21 protein-coding genes are annotated in these 24,006 nt (G+C 43.9%); 17 read left to right on the top strand and 4 right to left on the bottom strand.

Annotation, left to right across the window (positions count from 1 at the left end):
* The first annotated feature begins 116 nt into the window (after window positions 1-116).
* The 11 genes from purR to glnA all read left to right on the top strand — a co-directional run bounded on the left by purR (window position 117) and on the right by glnA (window position 15,370).
* A complete protein-coding gene (gene purR / locus H7T92_RS04720; RefSeq protein WP_003012466.1) occupies window positions 117-932 on the top strand; it encodes a pur operon repressor in 816 nt (271 codons plus the stop codon).
* 23 nt (window positions 933-955) lie between these two features.
* Window positions 956-1,528 carry a hypothetical protein gene (locus H7T92_RS04715; protein WP_151191132.1) on the top strand — a complete coding sequence of 191 codons (573 nt, stop codon included), beginning with the start codon at window positions 956-958 and terminating at the stop codon, window positions 1,526-1,528.
* A gap of 205 nt (window positions 1,529-1,733) precedes the next feature.
* Window positions 1,734-2,147 carry a 30S ribosomal protein S12 gene (gene rpsL, locus H7T92_RS04710; RefSeq protein ID WP_003003125.1) on the top strand — a complete coding sequence of 138 codons (414 nt, stop codon included), beginning with the start codon at window positions 1,734-1,736 and terminating at the stop codon, window positions 2,145-2,147.
* Between the two features lie 19 nt (window positions 2,148-2,166).
* Window positions 2,167-2,637 carry a 30S ribosomal protein S7 gene (rpsG, locus tag H7T92_RS04705; RefSeq protein ID WP_003003105.1) on the top strand — a complete coding sequence of 157 codons (471 nt, stop codon included), beginning with the start codon at window positions 2,167-2,169 and terminating at the stop codon, window positions 2,635-2,637.
* 319 nt (window positions 2,638-2,956) lie between these two features.
* Window positions 2,957-5,038 (top strand): elongation factor G, encoded by a 2,082-nt coding sequence (gene fusA, locus H7T92_RS04700; RefSeq protein ID WP_003003071.1) that lies wholly within the window; start codon window positions 2,957-2,959, stop codon window positions 5,036-5,038.
* Between the two features lie 279 nt (window positions 5,039-5,317).
* A complete protein-coding gene (gap, locus tag H7T92_RS04695; RefSeq protein ID WP_003003093.1) occupies window positions 5,318-6,328 on the top strand; it encodes a type I glyceraldehyde-3-phosphate dehydrogenase in 1,011 nt (336 codons plus the stop codon).
* 234 nt (window positions 6,329-6,562) lie between these two features.
* Window positions 6,563-11,353, top strand: coding sequence for an endo-beta-N-acetylglucosaminidase (locus H7T92_RS04690; RefSeq protein ID WP_201037219.1), 4,791 nt, complete (start codon window positions 6,563-6,565; stop codon window positions 11,351-11,353).
* A gap of 202 nt (window positions 11,354-11,555) precedes the next feature.
* The gene (locus H7T92_RS04685) at window positions 11,556-12,755 is read left to right on the top strand and encodes a phosphoglycerate kinase (protein WP_003008876.1); all 1,200 of its coding nucleotides are present in this window, start codon (window positions 11,556-11,558) and stop codon (window positions 12,753-12,755) included.
* Between the two features lie 268 nt (window positions 12,756-13,023).
* Entirely contained in the window at window positions 13,024-13,557 is a 534-nt protein-coding gene (locus H7T92_RS04680) for an FUSC family protein (RefSeq protein ID WP_003008874.1), read from the top strand.
* A gap of 67 nt (window positions 13,558-13,624) precedes the next feature.
* The gene (locus H7T92_RS04675; RefSeq protein ID WP_201037218.1) at window positions 13,625-13,984 is read left to right on the top strand and encodes a MerR family transcriptional regulator; all 360 of its coding nucleotides are present in this window, start codon (window positions 13,625-13,627) and stop codon (window positions 13,982-13,984) included.
* A 39-nt stretch (window positions 13,985-14,023) separates the two neighbouring features.
* Window positions 14,024-15,370 carry a type I glutamate--ammonia ligase gene (gene glnA, locus H7T92_RS04670; RefSeq protein WP_003016943.1) on the top strand — a complete coding sequence of 449 codons (1,347 nt, stop codon included), beginning with the start codon at window positions 14,024-14,026 and terminating at the stop codon, window positions 15,368-15,370.
* Window positions 15,371-15,622: 252 nt separating this feature from the next.
* Here glnA and rnjA read toward each other — a convergent pair whose 3' ends face one another.
* Complete coding sequence (rnjA, locus tag H7T92_RS04665; protein WP_070586717.1) at window positions 15,623-17,305, bottom strand: ribonuclease J1; 1,683 nt, start codon at window positions 17,303-17,305, stop codon at window positions 15,623-15,625.
* Between the two features lie 3 nt (window positions 17,306-17,308).
* Window positions 17,309-17,539 (bottom strand): DNA-directed RNA polymerase subunit epsilon, encoded by a 231-nt coding sequence (locus tag H7T92_RS04660; protein WP_003008866.1) that lies wholly within the window; start codon window positions 17,537-17,539, stop codon window positions 17,309-17,311.
* 292 nt (window positions 17,540-17,831) lie between these two features.
* Between H7T92_RS04660 and tsaB the strand changes: the two genes are divergently transcribed.
* The 6 genes from tsaB to H7T92_RS04630 all read left to right on the top strand — a co-directional run bounded on the left by tsaB (window position 17,832) and on the right by H7T92_RS04630 (window position 21,941).
* On the top strand, window positions 17,832-18,515 hold the full coding sequence (tsaB, locus tag H7T92_RS04655; protein ID WP_201037217.1) for a tRNA (adenosine(37)-N6)-threonylcarbamoyltransferase complex dimerization subunit type 1 TsaB: 684 nt from the start codon (window positions 17,832-17,834) through the stop codon (window positions 18,513-18,515).
* Window positions 18,512-18,949, top strand: a complete 438-nt coding sequence (rimI, locus tag H7T92_RS04650; RefSeq protein WP_201037216.1) for a ribosomal protein S18-alanine N-acetyltransferase — start codon at window positions 18,512-18,514, stop codon at window positions 18,947-18,949. Before tsaB ends, rimI begins: the two co-directional genes overlap by 4 nt.
* A complete protein-coding gene (gene tsaD, locus H7T92_RS04645) occupies window positions 18,939-19,949 on the top strand; it encodes a tRNA (adenosine(37)-N6)-threonylcarbamoyltransferase complex transferase subunit TsaD (protein WP_201037215.1) in 1,011 nt (336 codons plus the stop codon). The genes rimI and tsaD overlap by 11 nt, the downstream gene beginning before the upstream one ends.
* Before the next feature lie 218 nt (window positions 19,950-20,167).
* A complete protein-coding gene (locus tag H7T92_RS04640) occupies window positions 20,168-20,863 on the top strand; it encodes an AzlC family ABC transporter permease (RefSeq protein WP_201037214.1) in 696 nt (231 codons plus the stop codon).
* The gene (locus tag H7T92_RS04635; protein ID WP_175742838.1) at window positions 20,850-21,176 is read left to right on the top strand and encodes an AzlD domain-containing protein; all 327 of its coding nucleotides are present in this window, start codon (window positions 20,850-20,852) and stop codon (window positions 21,174-21,176) included. The genes H7T92_RS04640 and H7T92_RS04635 overlap by 14 nt, the downstream gene beginning before the upstream one ends.
* Window positions 21,177-21,278: 102 nt before the next feature.
* On the top strand, window positions 21,279-21,941 hold the full coding sequence (locus H7T92_RS04630) for a hypothetical protein (protein ID WP_201037213.1): 663 nt from the start codon (window positions 21,279-21,281) through the stop codon (window positions 21,939-21,941).
* Between the two features lie 34 nt (window positions 21,942-21,975).
* Here the strand turns inward: H7T92_RS04630 and H7T92_RS04625 are convergent, their stop codons facing one another.
* Together H7T92_RS04625 and larD are read right to left on the bottom strand one after the other, a co-directional pair.
* Window positions 21,976-23,148, bottom strand: coding sequence for a BaiN/RdsA family NAD(P)/FAD-dependent oxidoreductase (locus H7T92_RS04625; RefSeq protein WP_201037212.1), 1,173 nt, complete (start codon window positions 23,146-23,148; stop codon window positions 21,976-21,978).
* A gap of 137 nt (window positions 23,149-23,285) precedes the next feature.
* The gene (gene larD / locus H7T92_RS04620) at window positions 23,286-23,999 is read right to left on the bottom strand and encodes a D/L-lactic acid transporter LarD (RefSeq protein ID WP_049489294.1); all 714 of its coding nucleotides are present in this window, start codon (window positions 23,997-23,999) and stop codon (window positions 23,286-23,288) included.
* Between the last annotated feature and the right edge of the window lie 7 nt (window positions 24,000-24,006).

The following is a 24,006-nucleotide window of genomic DNA, read 5'->3' as shown; positions in this document are numbered from 1 at the left end:
GGGAATGATTCTGCCAAAAATAAAATAATCAGGAAAAAACGGCCTTCTGTAAATCAGAATGTTCGTTTTTTTCGCTTCTTATGGTATAATGATAGAAAAAACTACATGGTGAGAAAATGAAATTAAGAAGAAGTGAACGGATGGTCGTGATTTCTAATTACTTGATCAACCATCCCTATGAATTGACTAGCCTCAATACGTTTGCGGAAAAGTATGAGTCTGCCAAGTCTTCCATCTCAGAAGATATCGTGATCATTAAGCGGGCGTTTGAAGAGATGGAAATCGGAAATATTGAGACCATTACAGGAGCTGGTGGAGGTGTTATCTTTACACCGTCTATCTCAGATCAAGAATCCAAAGAAATCGTCGAGGATCTTTGCAAGCAGCTGTCTGAAAGTGATCGTATCCTTCCTGGTGGCTACATTTACCTGTCTGATCTGTTGAGCAATCCAAAGATTTTGAATCGCATCGGCCGCATCATTGCCAAAGCCTTCCGAGATAAGAAGATTGATGCTGTCATGACCGTAGCGACCAAGGGAGTTCCTCTAGCCAATGCAGTAGCCAATGTCTTGAATGTTCCTTTTGTTATTGTCCGTCGTGATTTGAAAATCACAGAAGGGTCAACCGTTAGTGTCAACTATGTTTCAGGCTCAAGTGGGGATCGTATTGAGAAAATGTTCCTTTCAAAACGGAGCCTAAAAGCAGGAAGCCGGGTCTTGATTGTCGATGACTTCCTTAAAGGTGGCGGAACGATTAATGGAATGGTCAGTCTCTTGGCTGAATTCGATTCTGAATTAGCAGGAGTAGCTGTCTTTGCGGATAATGCTGCAACTGACCGGGAATTCTTTGAACACAAATCCTTATTGCGCGTGACCAACATCGATGTAAAAGAAAATAAATTGAGCGTCGAAGTTGGAAACATCTTTGATTAAGAGCAGCAAAGGAGGATCAAAAAGTGAAAAGAATTTTAGATCGATTTGATAATAGTCCTTTGTGGATTCGCTTGGTGACAGTTCTGTCTCTATCCTTTATTTTGGTAGCTGGTTTGTATACCGTTAAAAAGAATACGGCTGCCCAGGTAACGACAGAAATTCAACCTGCTAAAAAAACAGGTTCCCTTCCAGTGAAAAAGGAAACAAAGGAAGAAAAAGAAAAGAAGGAAGAAAAGAAAAATACAGAAGCTGCTGAAAAAGCAGTCGTTCAAATGGAAACAACGCCAAGTCAAGATTCTGTGAACGCTGCCCAAGCTGCTGTGAAGAAAGTCAAAGATGCGACTCAAAAGCAATCGCTTGAGGCGCGTATCCAATACATCGCTAACTATTATGGACTGACCTATGAGAGCGACACAGCGGCAACACAGCAGACTCAAACAGACGCTAATGCCAACGCGAACGCAAATACTAATGCCAATGCTAATGCTAATGCTGGAGTAGCTGGAGCCAATGCGACAGTTCAACCACAACAGCAACAACAGTATGCTCCGGCTGCAGCTACAGGGGCAGAAGAACCTGCTGAAGCTGGTCAATAATGAACTTTTTCGACTTCTTTAAAAAATAAAAAAACATCTTGCAATCAAAGTGCCGTCATGTTATAATAATAGACGGTACTTTTTACTTTTGGTCTCTCAAGAGTGTACAGGGACGTGCTGACAAATGTTGCAAAAGTACACACAGATGGTAGCTGTCACCAAGTGTACCATCACCAAAAATAAAAAATTTCACAGGAGAATGTAGATGCCTACAATTAACCAATTGGTTCGCAAACCGCGTAAATCAAAAGTAGAAAAATCTAAATCACCAGCTTTGAACGTTGGTTACAACAGTCATAAAAAAGTTCAAACAAACGTTTCTTCACCACAAAAACGTGGTGTTGCAACTCGTGTTGGAACAATGACACCTAAAAAACCTAACTCAGCCCTTCGTAAATTCGCTCGTGTACGTTTGAGCAACTTGATCGAAGTAACTGCTTATATCCCAGGTATCGGACACAACTTGCAAGAACACAGCGTGGTTCTTCTTCGTGGTGGACGTGTAAAAGACCTTCCAGGGGTACGTTACCATATCGTCCGTGGAGCACTTGATACTGCAGGTGTAAACGATCGTAAACAAGGCCGTTCTAAATACGGTACTAAAAAACCAAAAGCATAAGGAAAGGGGATAAAGAAAAATGAGTCGTAAAAACCGTGCGCCTAAACGCGATGTATTGCCAGATCCGCTTTACAATTCACAATTAGTTACTCGTCTTATCAACCGCGTTATGCTTGATGGTAAACGTGGTACAGCTGCTTCAATCGTTTACGGAGCTTTCGAACAAATTAAAGAAGCTACTGGAAACGACGCTCTTGAAGTATTCGAAACAGCTATGGAAAACATCATGCCTGTACTTGAAGTACGTGCTCGCCGTGTCGGTGGTTCTAACTACCAAGTCCCAGTTGAAGTTCGTCCAGAACGTCGTACAACACTTGGACTTCGTTGGTTGGTAACAATCGCTCGTCAACGTGGTGAACACACAATGGTTGATCGTCTTGCAAAAGAAATCTTGGATGCAGCGAACAACACTGGTGCAGCTGTTAAGAAACGTGAAGATACTCACCGTATGGCTGAAGCTAACCGTGCATTCGCACACTTCCGCTGGTAAGATTAAGATACTAGGAACGGCAAGGATGCAAAGTGAAAATAGGAAACTGACGCAGTATTCGATGAATACAAGGAAGTTTATCTTTTTCACACAGCATCCCGTTCCGGCTCAGATCGGTTAACTTGAGCTTTTAGCCCGGGTTCAATTGAGCTCAACTCGGCTAACTAACTTTAGCCCGGGTTCAATTCAACTCTTCTTACAAGTTGGAACCAAAACTTAGCATGAAAACACTGAGAACGGGTAGGTCCTGCCTATCCGTTTTTATTAAATCATGTTATAATAGAATATAGAAATAAAAAATATAGGAGAAACAAACCTCATGGCACGCGAATTTTCACTTGAAAAAACTCGTAATATCGGTATCATGGCTCACGTCGATGCTGGTAAAACAACTACAACTGAGCGTATCCTTTACTACACTGGTAAGATTCACAAAATCGGTGAAACTCACGAAGGTGCGTCACAAATGGACTGGATGGAGCAAGAACAAGAACGTGGTATCACTATCACATCTGCCGCTACAACAGCTCAATGGAAAGACACTCGTGTAAACATCATCGACACACCAGGACACGTGGACTTCACTATCGAAGTTCAACGTTCACTCCGCGTTTTGGACGGTGCTGTAACCGTTCTTGACTCACAATCAGGTGTTGAGCCTCAAACTGAAACAGTTTGGCGTCAAGCAACTGAATACGGAGTTCCACGTATCGTATTCGCTAACAAGATGGATAAAATCGGTGCTGACTTCCTTTACTCAGTAAGCACACTTCATGACCGTCTTCAAGCAAACGCTCACCCAATTCAATTGCCAATCGGTGCTGAAGATGACTTCCGCGGAATCATTGACTTGATCAAGATGAAAGCTGAAATCTATACTAACGACCTTGGTACAGATATCCTTGAAGAAGATATTCCAGCTGAATACCTTGAACAAGCTCAAGAATACCGTGAAAAATTGGTTGAAGCAGTTGCTGAAACTGATGAAGACTTGATGATGAAATACCTTGAAGGGGAAGAAATCACTAACGAAGAATTGAAAGCTGGTATCCGTAAAGCGACAATCAACGTTGAGTTCTACCCAGTACTTTGTGGTTCTGCCTTCAAGAACAAAGGGGTTCAATTGATGTTGGATGCAGTCCTTGACTACCTTCCAAGCCCACTTGATATCCCTGCAATCAAGGGTGTAAACCCAGATACAGACGAAGAAGAAGAACGTCCAGCATCTGATGAAGAGCCATTTGCAGCTCTTGCTTTCAAGATCATGACTGACCCATTCGTAGGTCGTTTGACATTCTTCCGTGTTTACTCAGGTGTCTTGAATTCAGGTTCATACGTATTGAACACTTCTAAAGGTAAACGTGAACGTATCGGACGTATCCTTCAAATGCACGCCAACACTCGTAAAGAAATCGAAACAGTTTACTCTGGAGATATCGCTGCTGCCGTTGGTTTGAAAGATACTACAACTGGTGACTCATTGACAGATGAAAAAGCAAAAATCATCCTTGAATCAATCGAAGTTCCAGAACCAGTTATCCAATTGATGGTTGAGCCTAAATCTAAAGCTGACCAAGACAAGATGGGTATCGCCCTTCAAAAATTGGCTGAAGAAGATCCAACATTCCGCGTTGAAACAAACCCTGAAACTGGTGAAACAGTTATCTCTGGTATGGGTGAGTTGCACTTGGATGTCCTTGTTGACCGTATGAAACGTGAATTCAAGGTTGAAGCTAACGTTGGTGCTCCTCAAGTATCTTACCGTGAAACATTCCGCGCTTCTACACAAGCACGTGGATTCTTCAAACGTCAATCTGGTGGTAAAGGTCAGTTTGGTGATGTTTGGATCGAATTTACTCCAAACGAAGAAGGTAAAGGATTCGAGTTCGAAAATGCGATCGTCGGTGGTGTGGTTCCACGTGAATTCATCCCTGCAGTAGAAAAAGGACTTCAAGAATCTATGGCGAACGGTGTTCTTGCTGGTTACCCAATGGTTGACGTGAAAGCTAAGCTTTACGATGGTTCATACCACGATGTCGACTCATCTGAAACTGCCTTCAAGATCGCTGCATCTCTTGCGCTTAAAGAAGCTGCTAAGACTGCACAACCAGCTATCCTTGAACCAATGATGCTTGTAACCATCACAGTTCCTGAAGAAAACCTTGGGGATGTTATGGGTCACGTAACTGCTCGTCGTGGACGTGTAGATGGTATGGAAGCACACGGTGCAAGCCAAATCGTTCGTGCTTATGTGCCACTTGCTGAAATGTTCGGTTACGCTACTGTCCTTCGTTCTGCAACTCAAGGACGTGGTACCTTCATGATGGTATTTGACCACTACGAAGATGTACCAAAATCAGTACAAGAAGAAATCATTAAAAAAGCTAAAGGTGAAGCTTAATTTACCAAAGCTTAAAAACTCTTCCCACTTTGGGAAGAGTTTTTCTTTGTTCCAAAAGTGAGTACAAGTAAAATAGCGCTTTTCCTATCGATCAAGACTTTGTGAAAAACTTTAATAAAAGAGGTGGTGATCTATGATAAATCTTGCTTTTCGTTGGGAAATAGTTGCTTTTTAATGCAATAAAGTATATAATAGAGACTGTTAAAAGATGTTTGGCGCTGTGTCAAGTTACTCTTTTCACAAAAAATTTTTTTGATTTTCATAAGGAGGAAATCACGAATGGTAGTTAAAGTTGGTATTAACGGTTTCGGTCGTATCGGACGTCTTGCTTTCCGTCGTATCCAAAACGTAGAAGGTGTTGAAGTTACACGCATCAACGACCTTACAGATCCAGTTATGCTTGCACACTTGTTGAAATACGATACAACTCAAGGTCGTTTCGACGGTACTGTGGAAGTTAAAGAAGGTGGATTCGAAGTTAACGGTAAATTCGTTAAAGTTTCTGCTGAACGCGATCCAGAACAAATCGACTGGGCTAACGACGGTGTAGAAATCGTTCTTGAAGCAACTGGTTTCTTTGCTACTAAAGCAGCTGCTGAAAAACACTTGCATGCTGGTGGTGCTAAGAAAGTTGTTATCACTGCTCCTGGTGGATCAGATGTTAAAACAGTCGTATTTAACACTAACCACGATATTCTTGATGGTACTGAAACAGTTATCTCAGGTGCTTCATGTACTACAAACTGCTTGGCTCCAATGGCTAAAGCTCTTCAAGATAACTTCGGTGTTGTTGAAGGATTGATGACTACTATCCACGCTTACACTGGTGACCAAATGATCCTTGACGGTCCACACCGTAAAGGTGACCTTCGTCGTGCACGCGCTGGTGCTGCTAACATCGTTCCTAACTCAACTGGTGCTGCTAAAGCAATCGGTTTGGTTATCCCTGAATTGAACGGTAAATTGGACGGAGCTGCACAACGTGTTCCTGTTCCAACTGGATCAGTTACTGAATTGGTAGTTGTTCTTGACAAGAACGTTACTGTTGATGAAGTGAACGCAGCTATGAAAGCAGCTTCAAACGAATCATACGGTTACACTGAAGATCCAATCGTTTCTTCAGACGTTGTAGGTATGTCTTACGGATCATTGTTTGACGCAACTCAAACTAAAGTTATTGACGTTGACGGTAAACAATTGGTTAAAGTTGTTTCATGGTATGACAACGAAATGTCTTACACTGCACAACTTGTTCGTACTCTTGAATACTTCGCAAAAATTGCTAAATAATTCATGCGTATGATGAGAGGAGGGAAACCTCCTCTTTTTTTGTACTTTTTTTAGGGCTTTCTCATCATATTATAGGAATTGGCAAAATAGATTGACAGTGCTAAATAGATTAGGGTATCCTATTCTGGATTGGAGATTTCTAATACAATAAAATGAAAGCGATTACAGTTCGTAGAGAAAGGAGCCAATGGAAATCGCTCAAGAAAAAGAAAAAAACCATACAAGGAGGTCAAGATGAAAGGTCATCTATTTGAAAAGAAAGAACGATTTAGTATACGAAAATTCAGTGTGGGAGTTTGCTCCGCATTGATTGGGTTAGCATTTTTAGGAACAGGAGCTGTCTCTGCAGATGAGACAGTTTCTACTAGTGAACAACCCTTAGAAACATCTTCAGTAGCGACAGAAGATGTCAATCATCTAGTGAGAGAAGCTGGCGTCTATACTGCAGATGCGGCCTTGCCTGCTGCAGAAACGGAAAAACCAGTCGCAGAAGCGGTCGCTCCGGAGGCTAGTCCTACAAGTACAGAAGCTAGCTCGACAACTACAGATACTCCAGCTGTTTCAGAGACTGAAAAACCGAAAGCTGCTGCAGAAAAAGTGGCCGATTTACCAACCAATGAAGAAAAACAATTAAGACCCAAAGAAGTTAAGTTCGATACCTGGGACGATCTCTTGAAGTGGGAACCAGGAAAACGAGTGGATGACGATATGAACAGAGCAAGCGTTCCACTTGCGAGCCGCTTTCAAGGGAAACAAATTAATGAACAAGCCAACCCTGAAGCGAAGATCCAAGCGCTGTCAAACATGAACTCCAAAGCCAAGGATCATGCGTCTGTCGGCGGGGAAGAGTTTAAGGCCTATGCTTTTGATTACTGGCAATATTTGGATTCCATGGTCTTTTGGGAAGGACTGGTTCCATCAGCAGATGTGATCGATGCAGCCCACCGAAATGGGGTTCCTATTTATGGAACACTCTTTTATAACTGGTCTAGCAGCATCAAGGATCAAGAACATTTTGCAGAAACCTTGAAAGAAGATAGTGAAGGCTCTAAAACTTTCCCGATCGCCCGTAAATTAGTCGAACTTGCCAAGTACTATGGCTTTGATGGTTACTTTATCAACCAAGAAACGACCGGAAATCTTGTAGAACCATTGGGTCCAAAATTGAGAGATTTTCTTCTTTATACCAAGGAATATGCGAAAAGTCTGAACTATCCGATTAAGTATTCCTGGTATGATGCTATGACCTATGAATATGGCCGTTACCATGAGAATGCGCTGGGAGAATACAACTACAATTTCATGCAGCCAGAAAATGGGGAAAATCCAGTTGATACCTTCTTTGCTAACTTTAACTGGGGCAAATCAGAAGTGGATTATTCCATCAGTACAGCTAAATGGATTCATCGGAATCCTTATGATGTTCTAGCTGGACTCGAGCTCCAAAAAGGAGGCTCTTATAAGACTAATGTAGACTGGAATGCCATTTTAGATGAACATGGCAAGTTGCGTCTATCTCTTGGTCTTTATGCACCTGATACCATTACAGGGCTAGGAAAGACTGGAGAAGGTTACCATACCCATGAAGATCTATTCTGGACAGGTTTCCAAGGAGATCCGACTAAAGGAAAACCAGCAGACCAATCTTGGTACGGTATGTCCAATCTAGTAGTGGACAAAACTCCTATTACAAGTGAAAATTTCAATACTTCCTTCAATACTGGACACGGAAAACACTGGTTTGTGGATGGCAAGATTTCTAAAGAAGGGGAGTGGAACTACCGTTCTGTTTCTGGCTACCTTCCAACATGGCGTTGGTGGGTAGAGCATAGTGAGGATAGTGTGCCATTGAAAGGTCGTTATGATTTTGATCAAGCCTACAATGGAGGAAATTCTCTAGCCTTTGAAGGAGATTTAAAAGCCAATAGCAGTCAAAATGTCATGCTCTATTCGACCAAGATTCCTGTGACAGAAACGACAAAATTGAGCGTCAGTCATAAAGGTGGGATCGGAGCAGCTGCCTGGGTAGCTGTTGCCACCAAAGAAGACTACTCTGAATACGAATGGAAAGAATTGACACCGAGTGCAGATTGGTCTACTCAAACCTTTGATTTGGGAAGTTTGGCTGGCAAGACCATTTATGCTGTGAAGATGTTCTTTGACCATGATACGGATGTTAAAGACTACAAATTTAATCTCGGCCAATTGTCGATTACGTCGAACCAAGAGAAACCAGCGACTCCAGCAGAAGTATCCGTTCGGGCAAAACGCCTACAAAATGCGCAAGAAGCAGAAGCAGTCCTCAATTTTAAAGGGGTAGCAGATGCGGATTATTATGAAGTCTATGAAAAAGATGGCGATAACTGGCGTCTCTTAACAGGGTCTTCTGCGACAACCGTCTATCTACCAAAAGTTAGCCGTTCAGCAAGTGCTGAAGGAACCACTCAGGAACTCAAGGTTGTGGCAGTTGGAAAGAATGGTCAACGTTCGGATGCGGGAACTGTAGCCTTTGATTGGGGCATGACCGTGTCAGATACCAGTCTACCAAAAGCTTTAGCGCCAAACGTAGTCATTGGAGCCAAAGTGATCGGTTCGAGCTTCCCAGATGCGGATGGTAGTGAAGGCATTGAAGGTATGTTAAATGGGACCATTACCAGTCTTTCAGATAAATGGTCTTCTGCTCAATTGAGTGGAACCGTCGATATTCGCTTGACACAACCACGGACCATTGTTCGTTGGGTCATGGACCATGCCGGTGCGGGTGGAGAATCTGTCGACGATGGCAAGATGAATACCCGTGACTTTGATCTCTACTACAAGGATGAAGCGGGTGAGTGGAAGCTCGCTAAGGAAGTTCGTGGCAATAAAGCCCATGTGTCCGACATTACACTCGACCATCCAATCAAGGCTCAAGACTGGCGTCTCCATGTCATTACGGCAGATAACGGAACCCCATGGCAAGCCATCCGGATTTACAACTGGAAGATGTATGAAAGTCTGGATACTGAAACGGTCAACATCCCGATGAAACATGCTGCAGCGCAAAGCTTAGGCAATCATTTTGTCCAAGTCGGCTTCAAAGATGTTCCGGCCAATACTACACTGACTCTTTATGCTGATAAAGAAGCGACCAGTCCAATTGCGACCATGACAGCCGATCAAGCTGGAAATCTCATCTTTAAACCGCTCGCTTTTGAATCAACCCCATCTCTTCTCTACTACCGTGCGCAAGAACCTGGCAAAGATATCAGTAATGTTCTAGCGATCGAAGTTCCAAAGAATGATAAAGAAATTGCGGGACTTCAATTTGAAGATGGTTTGACCAAGAAGGTCTACCGGGAAGGGGATGCTCTTTCCTTGAAAGGAGCAACACTCCGTGTTCATTATAAAGATGGCCAAGCAGATCAACTGGTCAACCTCACCAACTCAGGTGTAGAGATTCATGGATTTGATAGTAGCAAGCTGGGAGAACAACACCTAGAAGTTTCTTACCTTGGTCAGAAATTGGATAAGACTCTCACTGTTTTTGTAGTCAGTGCAGAGGAAGCAGGTGAAAAAGCAGTTGCTGGTCTAGAATTGACCGACAAACCAAAAGTGGAATATATTGTCGGAGAAGCATTGGAGAAAGATGGCGGACGCTTTACAGTTGTCTTTGATGATGAAACAACCGAAACGCACGCCTTGACAGATGAAGGTGTGGAAGTGACTGGCTTTGATACGACTAAGGAAGGTCGCCAAACCATCACTGTCCATTACAAAGGAGCTAGCACAAGCTTTGATGTCCTCGTCAATCCAAAACCAGCTCTCAACGATGAATACCTCAAGCAAAAATTGGCTGAAGCTGAAGCTGCAAAAGCTAAAGTAGACTTTACATTTGCCACTCCAGAAGTCAAAGAAGCCTTGCTAGCTGGAATGGCTGCTTCTGAAAAAGTCTTGAAAGAGCATGATACCAGCACACAAGATCAAGTCAATGAGCAGTTGAACCAATTGACCGCTCTCTTGAAAGCCTTGGATGGTCAAGCTAATCTAACCAAAGAAAATGAAGCTCTCTCTGCCCTAACAACAGAAGCGACTGCTCTATTAGCAAGCAAGCCAAATCACCCTTCTGGTGAGGCTTTGCAGGCACTGGTTGAGAAAAATAAAGAGCTCCTAGCTTCTTCAGAGCTCACTCCTGAAGCGCTTGAAACAGCTAAGACAGGTCTAGAGACCTTGATTGGGCTCCTGAAAGAAGATAAGCCAGCGGTCTTTGTAGACCCTGCGACTGGAGTCGAAGTTCAATTCTCCAACTTAGAGCCAACCGTTGTCAAAGGACTGAAAGTCGCAAAAGTTGAAGCCAATCAGGCAGAAAAAGAAGAGCTGAAGGGTCGAGAAGGAATCGTCTTTGATATTGAAGGCGTGGATGCAAGCGGTCAAGATATCGATACCCACCATCCATCCCTTGTGCAAATCCCTGTGGATAAGGATAAAGAAGTGGAGCAAGTTCTCTTCTTCACAGAAGGTCAAGCTCCTCAATCCTTGGCCTTTGAGAGAGTCGGAGATGTAGTCATCTTTACAGCACCTCACTTTACCCACTATGCGATTGTCTATAAGCCAGCAAAAACGGAAGGACCAGATCAACCGATCCAACCAGAAGAACCGGCTAAACCAGATCAGCCTGTTCAACCGGCTCAACCAAATCAACCAGTCCAACCAGCTGCCCCAGTGACTCCGGATCCAGCTAATCCATTGAAGCCTACAGAGTCTTCTCAAGTGGATCAGTTGGCCACAACGACTTCTACTCAACCGGGTCATCAAGAGGAAGAACACAAGGATATGGTTGATCAAGAGATCCATCAGTTGTTAAGTGCCCACCAAGGAGCGAACTCACAGCCAACAGTTCAGCAAGAAACAAAAGATGCCAGCAAAGAAAGTCAATCGGAACACTTGCCAAATACGGCAAGCCTAGAAGCTTCCTTTGCAGCTGAAGCTGTTCTCCTAGCAGCCTTAGGCGGCTTCCTCTTGGCTGGTAAGAAGAAAGAAGAGTAAGTCTTTTACAGGATTCTTTCGTTCACTTAAAAAGTCACTCTCAAAAAACCTCTCTGGTGAAAACCAGAGAGGTTTGATCTTGTATCTAGAAGTGTCGTTCGGATCCTGTGAATTAGAAGGGAAAAGCATTGGATTTTTCTACCTCTTTTACAGCTTTTGTGATATAATTATCATGTATTAAAAATAGAAGGAGTCATATCTAATGGCAAAATTGACTGTTAAAGACGTTGACTTGAAAGGGAAAAAAGTTCTCGTTCGTGTTGACTTCAACGTTCCTGTAAAAGATGGCGTGATCACTAACGATAACCGTATCACTGCAGCTCTTCCAACTATCAAGTACATCCTTGAACAAGGTGGACGTGCAATCCTCTTCTCTCACCTTGGACGTGTAAAAGAAGAAGCAGATAAAGAAGGTAAATCACTTGCTCCTGTAGCTGCTGACTTGGCTGCTAAATTGGGTCAAGAAGTGAAATTTATCCCAGGTGTTACACGTGGTGCTGAATTGGAAGCTGCTGTTAACGCTCTTGAAGATGGACAAGTTCTCTTGGTTGAAAACACTCGTTTCGAAGATGTTGATGGCAAGAAAGAATCTAAAAACGATCCTGAACTTGGAAAATACTGGGCATCACTTGGAGATGGTATCTTCGTAAACGATGCATTTGGTACTGCTCACCGTGCACACGCATCTAACGTTGGTATCTCTGCAAACGTTGATAAAGCTGTTGCTGGATTCCTTCTTGAAAACGAAATTGCTTACATCAAAGAAGCAGTTGAAGCTCCAGAACGTCCATTCGTAGCTATCCTTGGTGGATCTAAAGTATCTGACAAGATCGGTGTTATCGAAAACTTGCTTGAAAAAGCTGATAAAGTCCTTATCGGTGGTGGGATGACTTACACATTCTACAAAGCACAAGGTATCGAAATCGGTAACTCACTTGTAGAAGAAGACAAATTGGATGTGGCGAAAGCTCTTCTTGAAAAATCAAACGGCAAATTGATCTTGCCAGTTGACTCAAAAGAAGCGAACGCATTTGCTGACTACACTGAAGTGAAAGACACTGAAGGTGAAGCAGTAGATCCAGGATTCCTTGGTCTTGATATCGGTCCTAAATCAATCGCTAAATTCGACCAAGAATTGACTGGTGCGAAAACAGTTGTATGGAACGGACCTATGGGTGTATTTGAAAACCCTGACTTCCAAGCTGGTACAATCGGTGTGATGGACGCTATCGTGAAACAACCAGGCGTTAAATCAATCATCGGTGGTGGTGACTCAGCTGCTGCTGCGATCAACCTTGGCCGTGCAGACAAATTCTCATGGATCTCTACTGGTGGTGGTGCTTCTATGGAACTCCTTGAAGGTAAAGAACTTCCAGGATTGGCTGCTCTTACAGACAAATAATCTAAATAGAATGAAAGAGGCTGGGACAAAAGTCCTAGCCTCTCAATTATTTTTGGATTGTCGAGCAAGACGCAGTGGTTGAGTGGGCTCTACTAGGCTGATTTCATCAGCTTTTATAGCCCTACTCAACTGTACGGAGGTGGGACGACGAAATCGAATTCTAACGAATTACCGATTTCTGTCCCGCTCTCTTTTTTCTTTCTATTTATATCTGTTCTCTCCTTTCTGAAAATATGGTAGAATAATAGAAATAGAAAGATAGGTGACCATGGATTACTTTAAACGACACAAATTTGATTGGTCCAAATTCCGTTTGGGGATGAGAACCTTTAAAACAGGGATTGCCGTTTTTATTGTACTACTTATTTTTGGAATATTTGGCTGGCGAGGCCTTCAGATCGGGACTTTGACAGCTGTTTTTAGTTTGAGGGAAGACTTTGATAAGAGTGTCCATTTCGGGGCTTCGCGTGTCATGGGCAACAGTATCGGAGGTTTTTATGCTGTTTTGTTCTTCCTTTTAAAAACGCTCTTTCATGGGGCGTATTGGGTGACTCTGATTTTTGTCCCAATTGCGACTATGTTAACCATTATGACAAATGTCGCTATGAATAATAAAGCAGGAATTATCGGAGGAGTTTCGGCAATGCTGATCATTACTCTCTCGATTCCTAACGGAGAAACCTTCTTGTATGTTTTTGCCCGAATATTTGAGACCTTTATCGGCGTTTTTGTTGCGATTTTGGTCAATTCGGATGTCGATCGCATTCGAGATTTTCTCAAGAAACACAAAAAACCTATGTAAGATTATATAACATTTAATCTTGACATAGATTTTTTTTTCGATATAATAGAATAGAAAGAGGAATGGTATGAAGGAAAAGGAATTACGACGCTCACTGGCTGTCTTCCCGATCGGAAGTGTTATGAAGTTGACCGACTTGACAGCTCGTCAGATTCGTTATTATGAAGATCAAGGGTTGATTTCTCCTGATCGGACAGAAGGCAATCGTCGCATGTATTCATTGGACAATATGGACCGCCTGCTTGAGATCAAAGATTATATTTCAGATGGTTTCAATATTGCGGATATCAAGAAGAGATATGCGGAAAAAGAGCAAGAGCAAACCAAGGTGGTCAGCCAAGAAGCCATTCGTAAGGCTCTTCATCGCGACATTCTTCAGCAAAGTCGCTTCACATCTTCCCCATCGCCATATGGTCAATTTCGTTGATCATTTCATAAGCTTGTAATCTATTTTAAGGAGACAAAAATGTCAATTACTGCTGCAGATATTCGCCGTGAAGTAAAAGAAAAAAATGTTACTTTTATTCGCTTGATGTTCTCTGATATTTTGGGAACCATGAAGAACGTCGAAATTCCAGCTACCGATGAGCAACTGGACAAGGTTCTTTCAAACAAAGCCATGTTTGATGGTTCTTCTATCGAAGGATTTGTCCGTATCAACGAATCAGATATGTATCTTTACCCAGATTTGGATACATGGACAGTCTTCCCTTGGGGAGATGAAAATGGTAGCGTAGCTGGCTTGATCTGTGATGTCTATACGACAGAAGGAGAACCATTCGCAGGAGACCCACGTGGCAACTTGAAACGTGCTCTTCGTCATATGGAAGAACTTGGATTCAAATCCTTTAACCTTGGTCCAGAACCGGAATTCTTCCTCTTCAAGTTGGACGAAAATGGAGATCCAACTCTTGAAGTAAACGACAAAGGTGGCTATTTTGACTTGGCTCCAACAGACCTTGCAGATAACACTCGTCGTGAAATCGTAAATGTCTTGACCAAGATGGGCTTTGAAGTAGAAGCTAGTCACCACGAAGTAGCCGTTGGTCAGCATGAAATCGACTTTAAGTATGACGAAGTTCTCCGCGCTTGTGACAAGATCCAAATCTTTAAACTCGTTGTGAAGACCATCGCTCGTAAACACGGCTTGTATGCAACCTTTATGGCCAAACCAAAATTTGGAATTGCCGGATCAGGTATGCACTGTAATATGTCTCTCTTTGACCAAGATGGCAACAATGCCTTCTTTGATCCAGAAGATCCAAAGGGCATGCAATTGTCAGAAACAGCTTATCACTTCTTGGGTGGCTTGATCAAGCATGCATATAACTTTACAGCGGTGACAAACCCAACGGTTAACTCTTATAAGCGTTTGGTGCCAGGATATGAAGCACCCGTTTATATCGCTTGGGCAGGTCGCAACCGTTCCCCATTGGTACGTGTGCCAGCATCACGTGGTATGGGAACTCGTTTGGAATTGCGCTCTGTAGACCCAATGGCCAATCCTTATGTAGCCTTGGCAGTCTTGCTTGAAGTCGGCCTTCACGGTATTGAAAATAAAATTGAAGCACCTGCTCCGATCGAAGAAAATATCTATGTGATGACACCGGAAGAACGTAGAGCAGCTGGAATCACAGATCTACCTTCTACCCTTCACAATGCTTTGAAAGCCTTGACAGAAGACGAAGTGGTGAAAGCTGCCTTGGGTGAACATATTTACACCAGCTTCCTTGAAGCCAAACGAATCGAATGGGCAAGCTATGCGACCTTCGTATCTCAATGGGAAGTAGACAACTATTTAGATCTTTATTAAGAAACAAGAGTAAAGAGGCTAGGACAAAAGTCCTAGCCTCTCAATTGTTTTTGGATTGTCGAGCAAGACGCAGTGGTTGAGTGGGCTCTACTACGCTGATTTCATCAGCTTTTACAGCCCTACTCAACTGTGCGGAGGTGGGACGACGAAATCGAATTCTAACGAATGACCGATTTCTGTCCCACTCTCTTTTTGATCCCCAAAAAGTCACCATAAAACCAGTTGAAACAGTGGTCTCAACTGGTTGTTTTGTTAATTTTCGTCATCTGGTGTGAGAATCATTGGGATAATGATAGGTTCACGTTCCGTGCTCTCGTATAAGAATGGGCGAAGGGCATTGACAATCGCACCATTGACGGTTTGGATATTGGCATCTTTGTTCTTCAAGGCGATACGAATAGCGTTGAAGAGGATGCGTTGGCTTTCACGGATCAGATCCCCTGATTCACGCATGTAGATAAAACCACGGCTCAAGATGTCTGGTCCAGCCAGGATCATCTTCGATTTGAAGTCAACAGTCGCAACAGCAAGCACGACACCATCTTCGGAAAGGTCTCTCCGGTCACGAAGGACAGCAGCCCCGATTTCACCGATACGATTTCCATCGACATAGATGTCTTGAGCGTTGAAGCTTCCTGCGATCCGAGCAGAGTTGGCTGTAAGGGCAAGGACATCACCATTACTCATGATGAAGATATTGTCTTTTTCTACTCCACAATCACGCGCAAGTCCTGCGTGGATCTTCTGCATCCGGTATTCACCATGAACAGGCATGAAGTATTTTGGTTTGATCAAGCGGAGCATGAGTTTTTGTTCTTGTTGCCCCCCGTGTCCAGAGGTATGGATGTTGTTGATCTTCCCGTGAATGACCTCTACACCCGCTTCAGAAATCGTATTGATCAATTTATTTACACTGGTTGTATTTCCAGGAATCGGACTAGAAGAGAAGATCACGGTATCTCCTGGTTGGAGTTGCACTTGGCGGTGCGTTCCGTTGGCAATCCGAGAGAGGGCTGCCATTGGCTCTCCTTGGCTTCCTGTACACATGATCAGGATTTCATTGGCCGCATAGTCTTTGATCTCATTTGGCTCGATAATGGTTCCAGCAGGGACCTTGATATAGCCAAGCTCGATTCCGTTGACGATGGCTTTTTCCATCGAGCGTCCAAAGACGACGATCTTGCGGCCAGTTTTCACAGCTGCCTCAGCTGCTTGTTGGAGACGGAAGATATTCGAAGCAAAGGAAGCAAAAATGATGCGCCCGTGAATCCCTTCGATGATCTTCATGATGGATTGGCCAACTACTTTTTCAGAGTTGGTAAAGGTTGGGACTTCTGCGTTGGTTGAGTCTGAGAGCAGGCAGAGAACGCCTTCTTCCCCAAGGGCCGCCATCCGATGGAGGTCAGCCGGTTCCCCAACAGGTGTGAAGTCGAATTTGAAGTCTCCGGTACAGACAATCTTTCCTTGAGGGGTGTGAATCACAATCCCTAAAGGTTCTGGAATCGAGTGAGTCGTACGGAAGAAGGTTGCTTTAAGATTTTTAAATTGAAGCTCAGTGTTTTGGTTGATTTCGTAGAGTTTGGCATCACGAAGAAGGCCGTGCTCTTCTAATTTTCCACGGATCAAGGCAAGCGCCAAAGGTCCAGCGTAGATAGGGACATTGGCTTGCTTCAAAAGGAAAGGAATCCCACCGATGTGGTCTTCGTGTCCGTGGGTAATGAGGACCGCTTTGACGCGATCGATATTGTCAACGATATAAGAGTAATCTGGGATTACATAGTCGATCCCAAGGAGGTCATCTTCTGGAAATTTGATCCCGGCATCGACAATGATGATTTCATCTTGGTATTCGATCCCGTAGGTATTTTTTCCGATTTCTCCAAGTCCACCAATGGCAAATACACCAACTTCTTCAGGTTTTAAGGTATAAGCCATGGATTAGTACTCCGTTAGTTCAAAAGCACCTGACTCTTTCTCGTAAGCAAGGTGTTGCTCAGAAAGTGGTGTGATAAATTCAATGTTGAAATCTGTGTTTGCTTCAACCAATTGACGTGCTTGGATGCGTCCTTCGCGTTCATTCGGTGCATCAATATCGAGATAAAGTGCATGCGTGGTTTCACGACGAGGGTTGCGGTCTTTTGTTTCCTGATAAAAAACTTTGTAAATCATGAAGTAATTTTCCTTTCATTATTTCGGTCTATTTGTTAGCTGCGGAGGAGTGCAATCACTAGAGTTTCCTACTCGCAACTAGTGGACCTGATTCGATACAATTATTTATCATTATATCATAAATTTGCCTGTAAGTAAAAGATAGACTGGAAAAGTCAGAGAGGCAAAGACCTATAATAGAGAAGCTTTTGAGCGGTTTTGGATATGAAAATCCTGCGCTCTGGAGGAGAGTTTCGCTGGGATTTAAAGGGAATTTGTAGTATAATATAATCCAGTTCAAGAGGAGTAGGAAATGAAATTATTAGCATTTGATACCTCGAGTAAGGCTCTTTCTGTAGCGATTTTAGAAGATGAGACTCTACTTGCAGAAACAACATTAACCATTAAAAAAAATCATAGTATTACCTTGATGCCGGTCATCGATTTTTTGATGCAACAAATCGACTTGACACCCAAGGACTTGGACCGCATCGTGGTGGCAGAAGGTCCTGGGAGCTACACTGGGCTGCGCATTGCGGTCGCAACCGCAAAGACATTGGCTCATACCTTAGGGATTGAATTGGTCGGGGTTTCGAGCCTCTTAGCTCTAGTGCCAGATGATCTAGAAGGTTTGGTAGTGCCTGTCATGGATGCCCGTCGAAACAACGTTTATGCAGGTTTTTACCAAGATGATCAGCTGGTCGCACCAGAAGGGCATTTTCCATTTGAGGAAGTCCTAGAGCGTGCAGCAACGAGTGAGCAGGTCACCTTTGTCGGAGAAATCACACCCTTTAAGGAGCAGATCGCCTCTAGCCTGCCAAGGGCTGCTTACTATGAAACGCTGCCAGATGCAGTGAAAATCGGACGTCTCGGTCTCAAACAAGCGCCTGTTAGCCTCCATGATTTTGTCCCTCATTATCTCAAACGGGTCGAAGCAGAGGAAAATTGGCTGAAAGACCACACAGAAACAACGACCTCTTACATCAAGCGCCTATGATGAAAGGAACAATCAGGAAAGGGAGCAACCAGGATGCGGCTGCTATTCTCGCTGTGCTGGAAGATGTCTATGAAGCTAGCCCCTGGAAGTTGGAGCAGATTGAAGCTGATTTAGAGCAGGAATCGATCTTCTATTTCCTAGCTGTGGATGAAGGACAAGTCCTTGGGTTTGTCGCCATTCAAGAAACTCTCTATGAAGCAGAAGTACTACAGATTGCGGTCAAGCGCGCCTTTCAAGGCCAAGGCTTAGCTCAGCAGTTACTCGCGCAGTTGCCGGGCCAAAAAGAAATTTTCTTAGAAGTGCGCGTGTCCAATCAACCGGCCCAAGGCCTATACAAAAAAATGTATTTTGAAGAAATTGCACGGAGGAAAAACTACTATCACGATCCCATAGAGGATGCTGTGATCATGAAGAGGAACCCAAATGAAAGATAGATATATTTTGGCTTTTGAGACATCTTGCGATGAGACCAGTGTGGCTGTCTTGAAAAATGACGACCAACTCTTGTCCAATGTCATTGCCAGTCAAATCGAAAGTCACAAGCGTTTTGGAGGGGTGGTGCCTGAGGTAGCCTCTCGTCACCATGTGGAAGTCATCACTGCTTGTATTGAAGAAGCCCTGGAAGAAGCTGGCATCACTGAAGCCGATGTCACAGCTGTGGCTGTCACCTACGGTCCAGGCCTAGTTGGAGCTCTTTTAGTCGGCCTAGCTGCAGCCAAGGCCTTTGCCTGGGCGCATGGACTTCCTTTGATTCCTGTCAATCATATGGCGGGGCACTTGATGGCCGCTCAAAGCGTCGAGCCCTTAGAATTTCCACTTTTGGCCTTGCTGGTGAGTGGAGGACATACAGAACTAGTCTACGTCAGTGAATCGGGTGATTATAAGATCGTCGGAGAGACCCGTGATGATGCTGTCGGAGAGGCTTATGACAAGGTCGGGCGCGTCATGGGCTTGACCTATCCAGCAGGACGTGAAATTGATCAGCTGGCCCACCAAGGATCTGATATCTACGATTTCCCTCGGGCCATGATCAAGGAAGACAATCTGGAATTCTCTTTTTCAGGGCTCAAATCGGCCTTTATTAATCTGCACCATAATGCGCAGCAAAAAGGAGAAAACCTCTCCAATGAAGACTTGTCTGCAAGCTTTCAGGCAGCCGTATTAGACATTCTCATGGCCAAGACCAAGAAGGCTTTGGAGAAATACCCAGTCAAAACCTTAGTCGTCGCTGGTGGGGTCGCAGCTAACCAAGGTCTTCGTGAACGCTTGGCTTCTGAGATCACCGATGTCAAGGTCATCATTCCGCCTCTGCGCCTCTGCGGGGACAATGCAGGGATGATCGCCTATGCCAGTGTCAGTGAGTGGAACAAAGAAAACTTCGCAGGCTGGGACCTCAATGCCAAACCAAGCCTAGCTTTTGAAGGAATTGAATAAGAAAAAGGAGCCAATTGGATGTGCAAGGTCCAATGGCTTTTTTGCTGGGATCTCACCAACTAGTAGCGGATTTGCGAGTCGAAAGAAAATTCGGTATGATAGAAGGAATAAAAGATTGAGGAGGGCTGGGATTATAAAGCTTTCTCTCTCAGTTGTCCTTTTTCAACCTTTTTTCTTGTGTTATAATAGAGGTCAATGATTTAGAAAGGAGTGAGAGAGTGGAAAAAGATTTTTGGCAGGGGGTGAGGGACGCGCTACCGACGGCTTTGGGCTATATCAGTATTGGCCTGGCTTGTGGTGTGGTGGCATCTCTCTATCTTTCTCCTTTGGAGATGGCCTTGATGAGTGTATTAGTCTATGCTGGGGCGGCCCAGTTTGCGATGATCTCTCTGATTGCGGCTCATTCTTCGATCTTGAATATGGCCTTGACGGTGTGTTTGATCAATCTCCGTAATATGTTGATGAGTCTGCATACATCGTCTGACTTTAAGGATGCTAGTCTCGCTCATACCATCGGGATTGGAAGCCTCCTGACTGATGAGAGTTATGGGGTCTACTTGAGTGAGAAGTTAAAGACGGATACCATTACAGTTCCTTGGATGCATGGGAACAATCTAGTAGGCTATGTGGCCTGGATCAGTGCGACGGTTATCGGAACAGCTCTAGGATCTCTCCTACCTGATCCAAAGGCTTTTGGGCTTGATTTTGCTTTAGTGGCTATGTTTATTGGGATTTTTGCAGCCCAGTTTCAAGGAATGCAACTGACAGAAAAGACCAAGACTATGCTCATGGTGCTGTTAGCAGTAGCAGTGAGTTTCTTTCTCTTACTCTTTTTTGTTTCGCAACCGCTAGCTGTGCTAGCTGCGACCTTGATCGGCTGTTTTGTGGGGGTGGTCTGTGATGCGCGTGAATAGTTATATCTTCATGGCCATTCTGGCCTCAGCCCTCGTTACCTGGATTCCTCGGATCTTGCCCTTCCTATTAGTCAAATACAAGGGACTGCCGGCTCCTGTAATCCGCTTTCTCAAATACCTGCCTATTTCCATTATCTTTGCCTTGGTTTTATCAAGCTTAGTAGATGGGAAAATTGGAAGCCTCCCGCAGTTTCACTGGTTGGACCTAGTAGTGACCATTCCCAGTCTCTTTGTAGCCTTTCGTTACAAAAACCTTATGGGAACCGTTTTGTTTGGAATTGTCTTGATCGCCCTATTACGATTGGTATTTTAAATGTAAAAATATGTTACAAAAAAATTACAATTGTTACAAAAAAACTTGATTTTTGTAACAATTGGAGTATAATGGGAGTCAGAAAGATAAAGAGGTGATCTTATGAAAAAATCAATCTTCCGTTGGAGTGCCGCTGTTCTGGTGGCTGCTTCACTTGGTCTAGCTCTCGGTGGTTGTGGTGCAAAGGATAAAAAGACAGCTACCTCATCCGCAAAAGCATCTACCAGTAAGGTAGAGAAAAAAGCCAAGAGCAATAGCAAAAAGAGTGCAGCATCTTCCTCTCAAGCAAACGATACAGCTAGCTCTTCGACTCAAGCCAGTAGCGCGACAGCTTCAAAAGACTCTGCTAAGACTGAGAATGCGTCTACTACGACGCAAGCTCCTGTCCCTGCAGAATTGGTGGGAACTTGGGTAGGATCTAGTCCACAAGCGGATGCGATTAAAATGACAGTGGATGCCAATGGAGATGTGACAACAGTGGTTAGCTTCAAAAATGATAGCGAACCAACTCGGACAGCGACCTATACGGCTAGAGCTGTCAAAGCAACTGGAAATATCTACTATTGGGAGTCAGAAGGATTGGATGGAGCTGATGCCTTGCTTCCTGGGATCACAGGTCTAGGTGTAGCCAACTTCCGACTGGAGCCAGGTTTTGTCTTAGAAGAAGGACATTATACCCCGATTGTTTTCACAGCGCCTATCAATACAGAATTTGACTACACCAAATACAATGATTTCCGTTTTTCATTAACCAAAGAACAATAAAAAGACGAACTCGATGGAAAATCGAGTTCGTTTTTTAGTAATGAGGGCTCCCTGCTACCCAACCGGTGCAGAGGGCGGATGTGATATTAAAACCGCCTGTATGGGCATTGATATCGAGGACTTCTCCTGCAAAGTGGAGCCCAGGAACGAGCTTACTTTCTAGGGTTTTAGGATTGATTTCTTTAAGGCTGACACCACCCTTGGTCACAAAGGACTTAGCTAGTGACATCTTCCCAGTGACGGGGATAGGTAGCTCTTTGATCTTTTGAATGAGCTCTTCTGTTTGAAGAGGAGTGAGTTGCTTGGCTTTTTCAGGGAATCCTTGCGCCAAGAAATCAGCTAATCGTTCAGGAAGCAGGGCTTTGAGGCTATTTTTAATGGCCTTTTCTCGATGCTCTTCTAGAAAGTCTTTTAACTCTTGAGAAGAGGTTGTCGGAAGGAGGTCCAGAGATAAGATTTCACCGCCTTTAACAAAGCTGGACATCCGAAGGGCTGCAGGGCCAGAAAGTCCAAAATGGGTAAAGAGCAGATCGTGTGTGATGATGTGTTTGCCGTAGCTGAGGGTCACATCTGTCAGAGAGATCCCTTGGAGGGCCTTGTGTGGAAAATCTGTCAAAAGAGGACTTTCTGCCGCTTCGAGATCTGTGATGGTGTGTTTAAAGTGGCGGGCAATTTCGTGTCCGTAGCCAGTAGAGCCGGTAGAAGGGTAGGATTTGCCTCCAGTCGTAACGATCAGCTTATCAGCTGTCCAAGTGTTTTCAGATGATTTGACGATGAAGACGTCTTCTGGCTTGGTGACAGAGACCACTTCACAGTTGGTGGCAATACTAGCACCAAGCTCAAGAATCTTATTTTCTAAGGCTTGAATAATAGTACGAGATTGATCACTAACAGGAAAGACCCGACCATGGTCTTCGACTTTCAGCTTGACGCCATTATCGGTGAAAAATTGGATGATATCATGATTATCAAATTGGGAAAACACACTGTAAAGGAAACGGCCATTTCCAGGGATACCGGCCATCAAATCGTCTAAGGTCCCGTTGTTTGTGACATTACAGCGACCCCCTCCGGTACCTGCAAGTTTCTTACCCAGCTTTTTATTTTTTTCGATCAGTAGCGTAGGTTGGCCATAAGAGGCGCTGGCAATGGTCGCCATCATACCTGCTGGGCCACCACCGATGACAATGGTGTGAAAATGAGTCATGTCGTTCTTCCTTCTCTTGTTTCTTTCATGATTTGCTTTGTCCATTATATCATTTTATGGACGGCTTCGGAAAATGAAGGAATCAAAAAACAAGCACCTTTCGATGCTTGCTTTCGAATGATTCTTCGATCAACTCATTACATGATTCCAAGGAAGTAACGGATGAAGAAGAAGGCAAGGACAGCACCAACAAATGGAGCAGTACCTGGTACAAGAAGACCATATTGCCAGTCGTTGTTTACTTTATCTTTGATTGGCAAGATTTGGTAAGCGAAACGAGGTCCAAGGTCACGCGCTTGGTTCATCGCGAAACCTGTAGTACCACCAAGACCCATACCGATAGCCCAAACGATCAAACCAACAGTGAATGGAAGCATTGCTTCGTTGGCGTGTTCAGCAGCCATGATAGATGTCAAGAAGATAAATGTTGCGAACGCTTCGACGAAGTAGTTACGTGGAAGGTTACGGCAGTTAGGGTTAGTTGAGAAGATGTTACGGATAGCAACACCATCAATTTGACCTTCAGAAATCTTGAAGTGGTCTGCGTACATAAAGTAAGCAATGACTGCACCAAGGAAGGCACCGATCATTTCAGCGATTGCAATTGGGAAGAATTGAGCGATTGTCAATTTACCAAGAAGGACTTTCAACAAAGCCATAGCAGGGTTCATTGAAACGCCGCCAAAGACGAACAAGCAGACAGTGATACCGAATGCCCATGTAGTGATCGCGAATAAGTGTCCAGTTCCAGCATATTTTGTTTTCTTCAAAACGTCGTCACAGTGTACGCCAACCCCGAAGATAATCATCAAAGCTGTACTCATAACTTCTGCAAGTAATTGATGTGTCATGTTAATT

The sequence above is a fragment of the Streptococcus parasanguinis genome (assembly GCF_016648855.1).
Classification (GTDB): Bacteria; Bacillota; Bacilli; order Lactobacillales; family Streptococcaceae; genus Streptococcus; species Streptococcus parasanguinis_L.
Note: the sequence above shows the minus strand (reverse complement) of the source record. Positions and strands in the feature narration are given on the sequence as shown.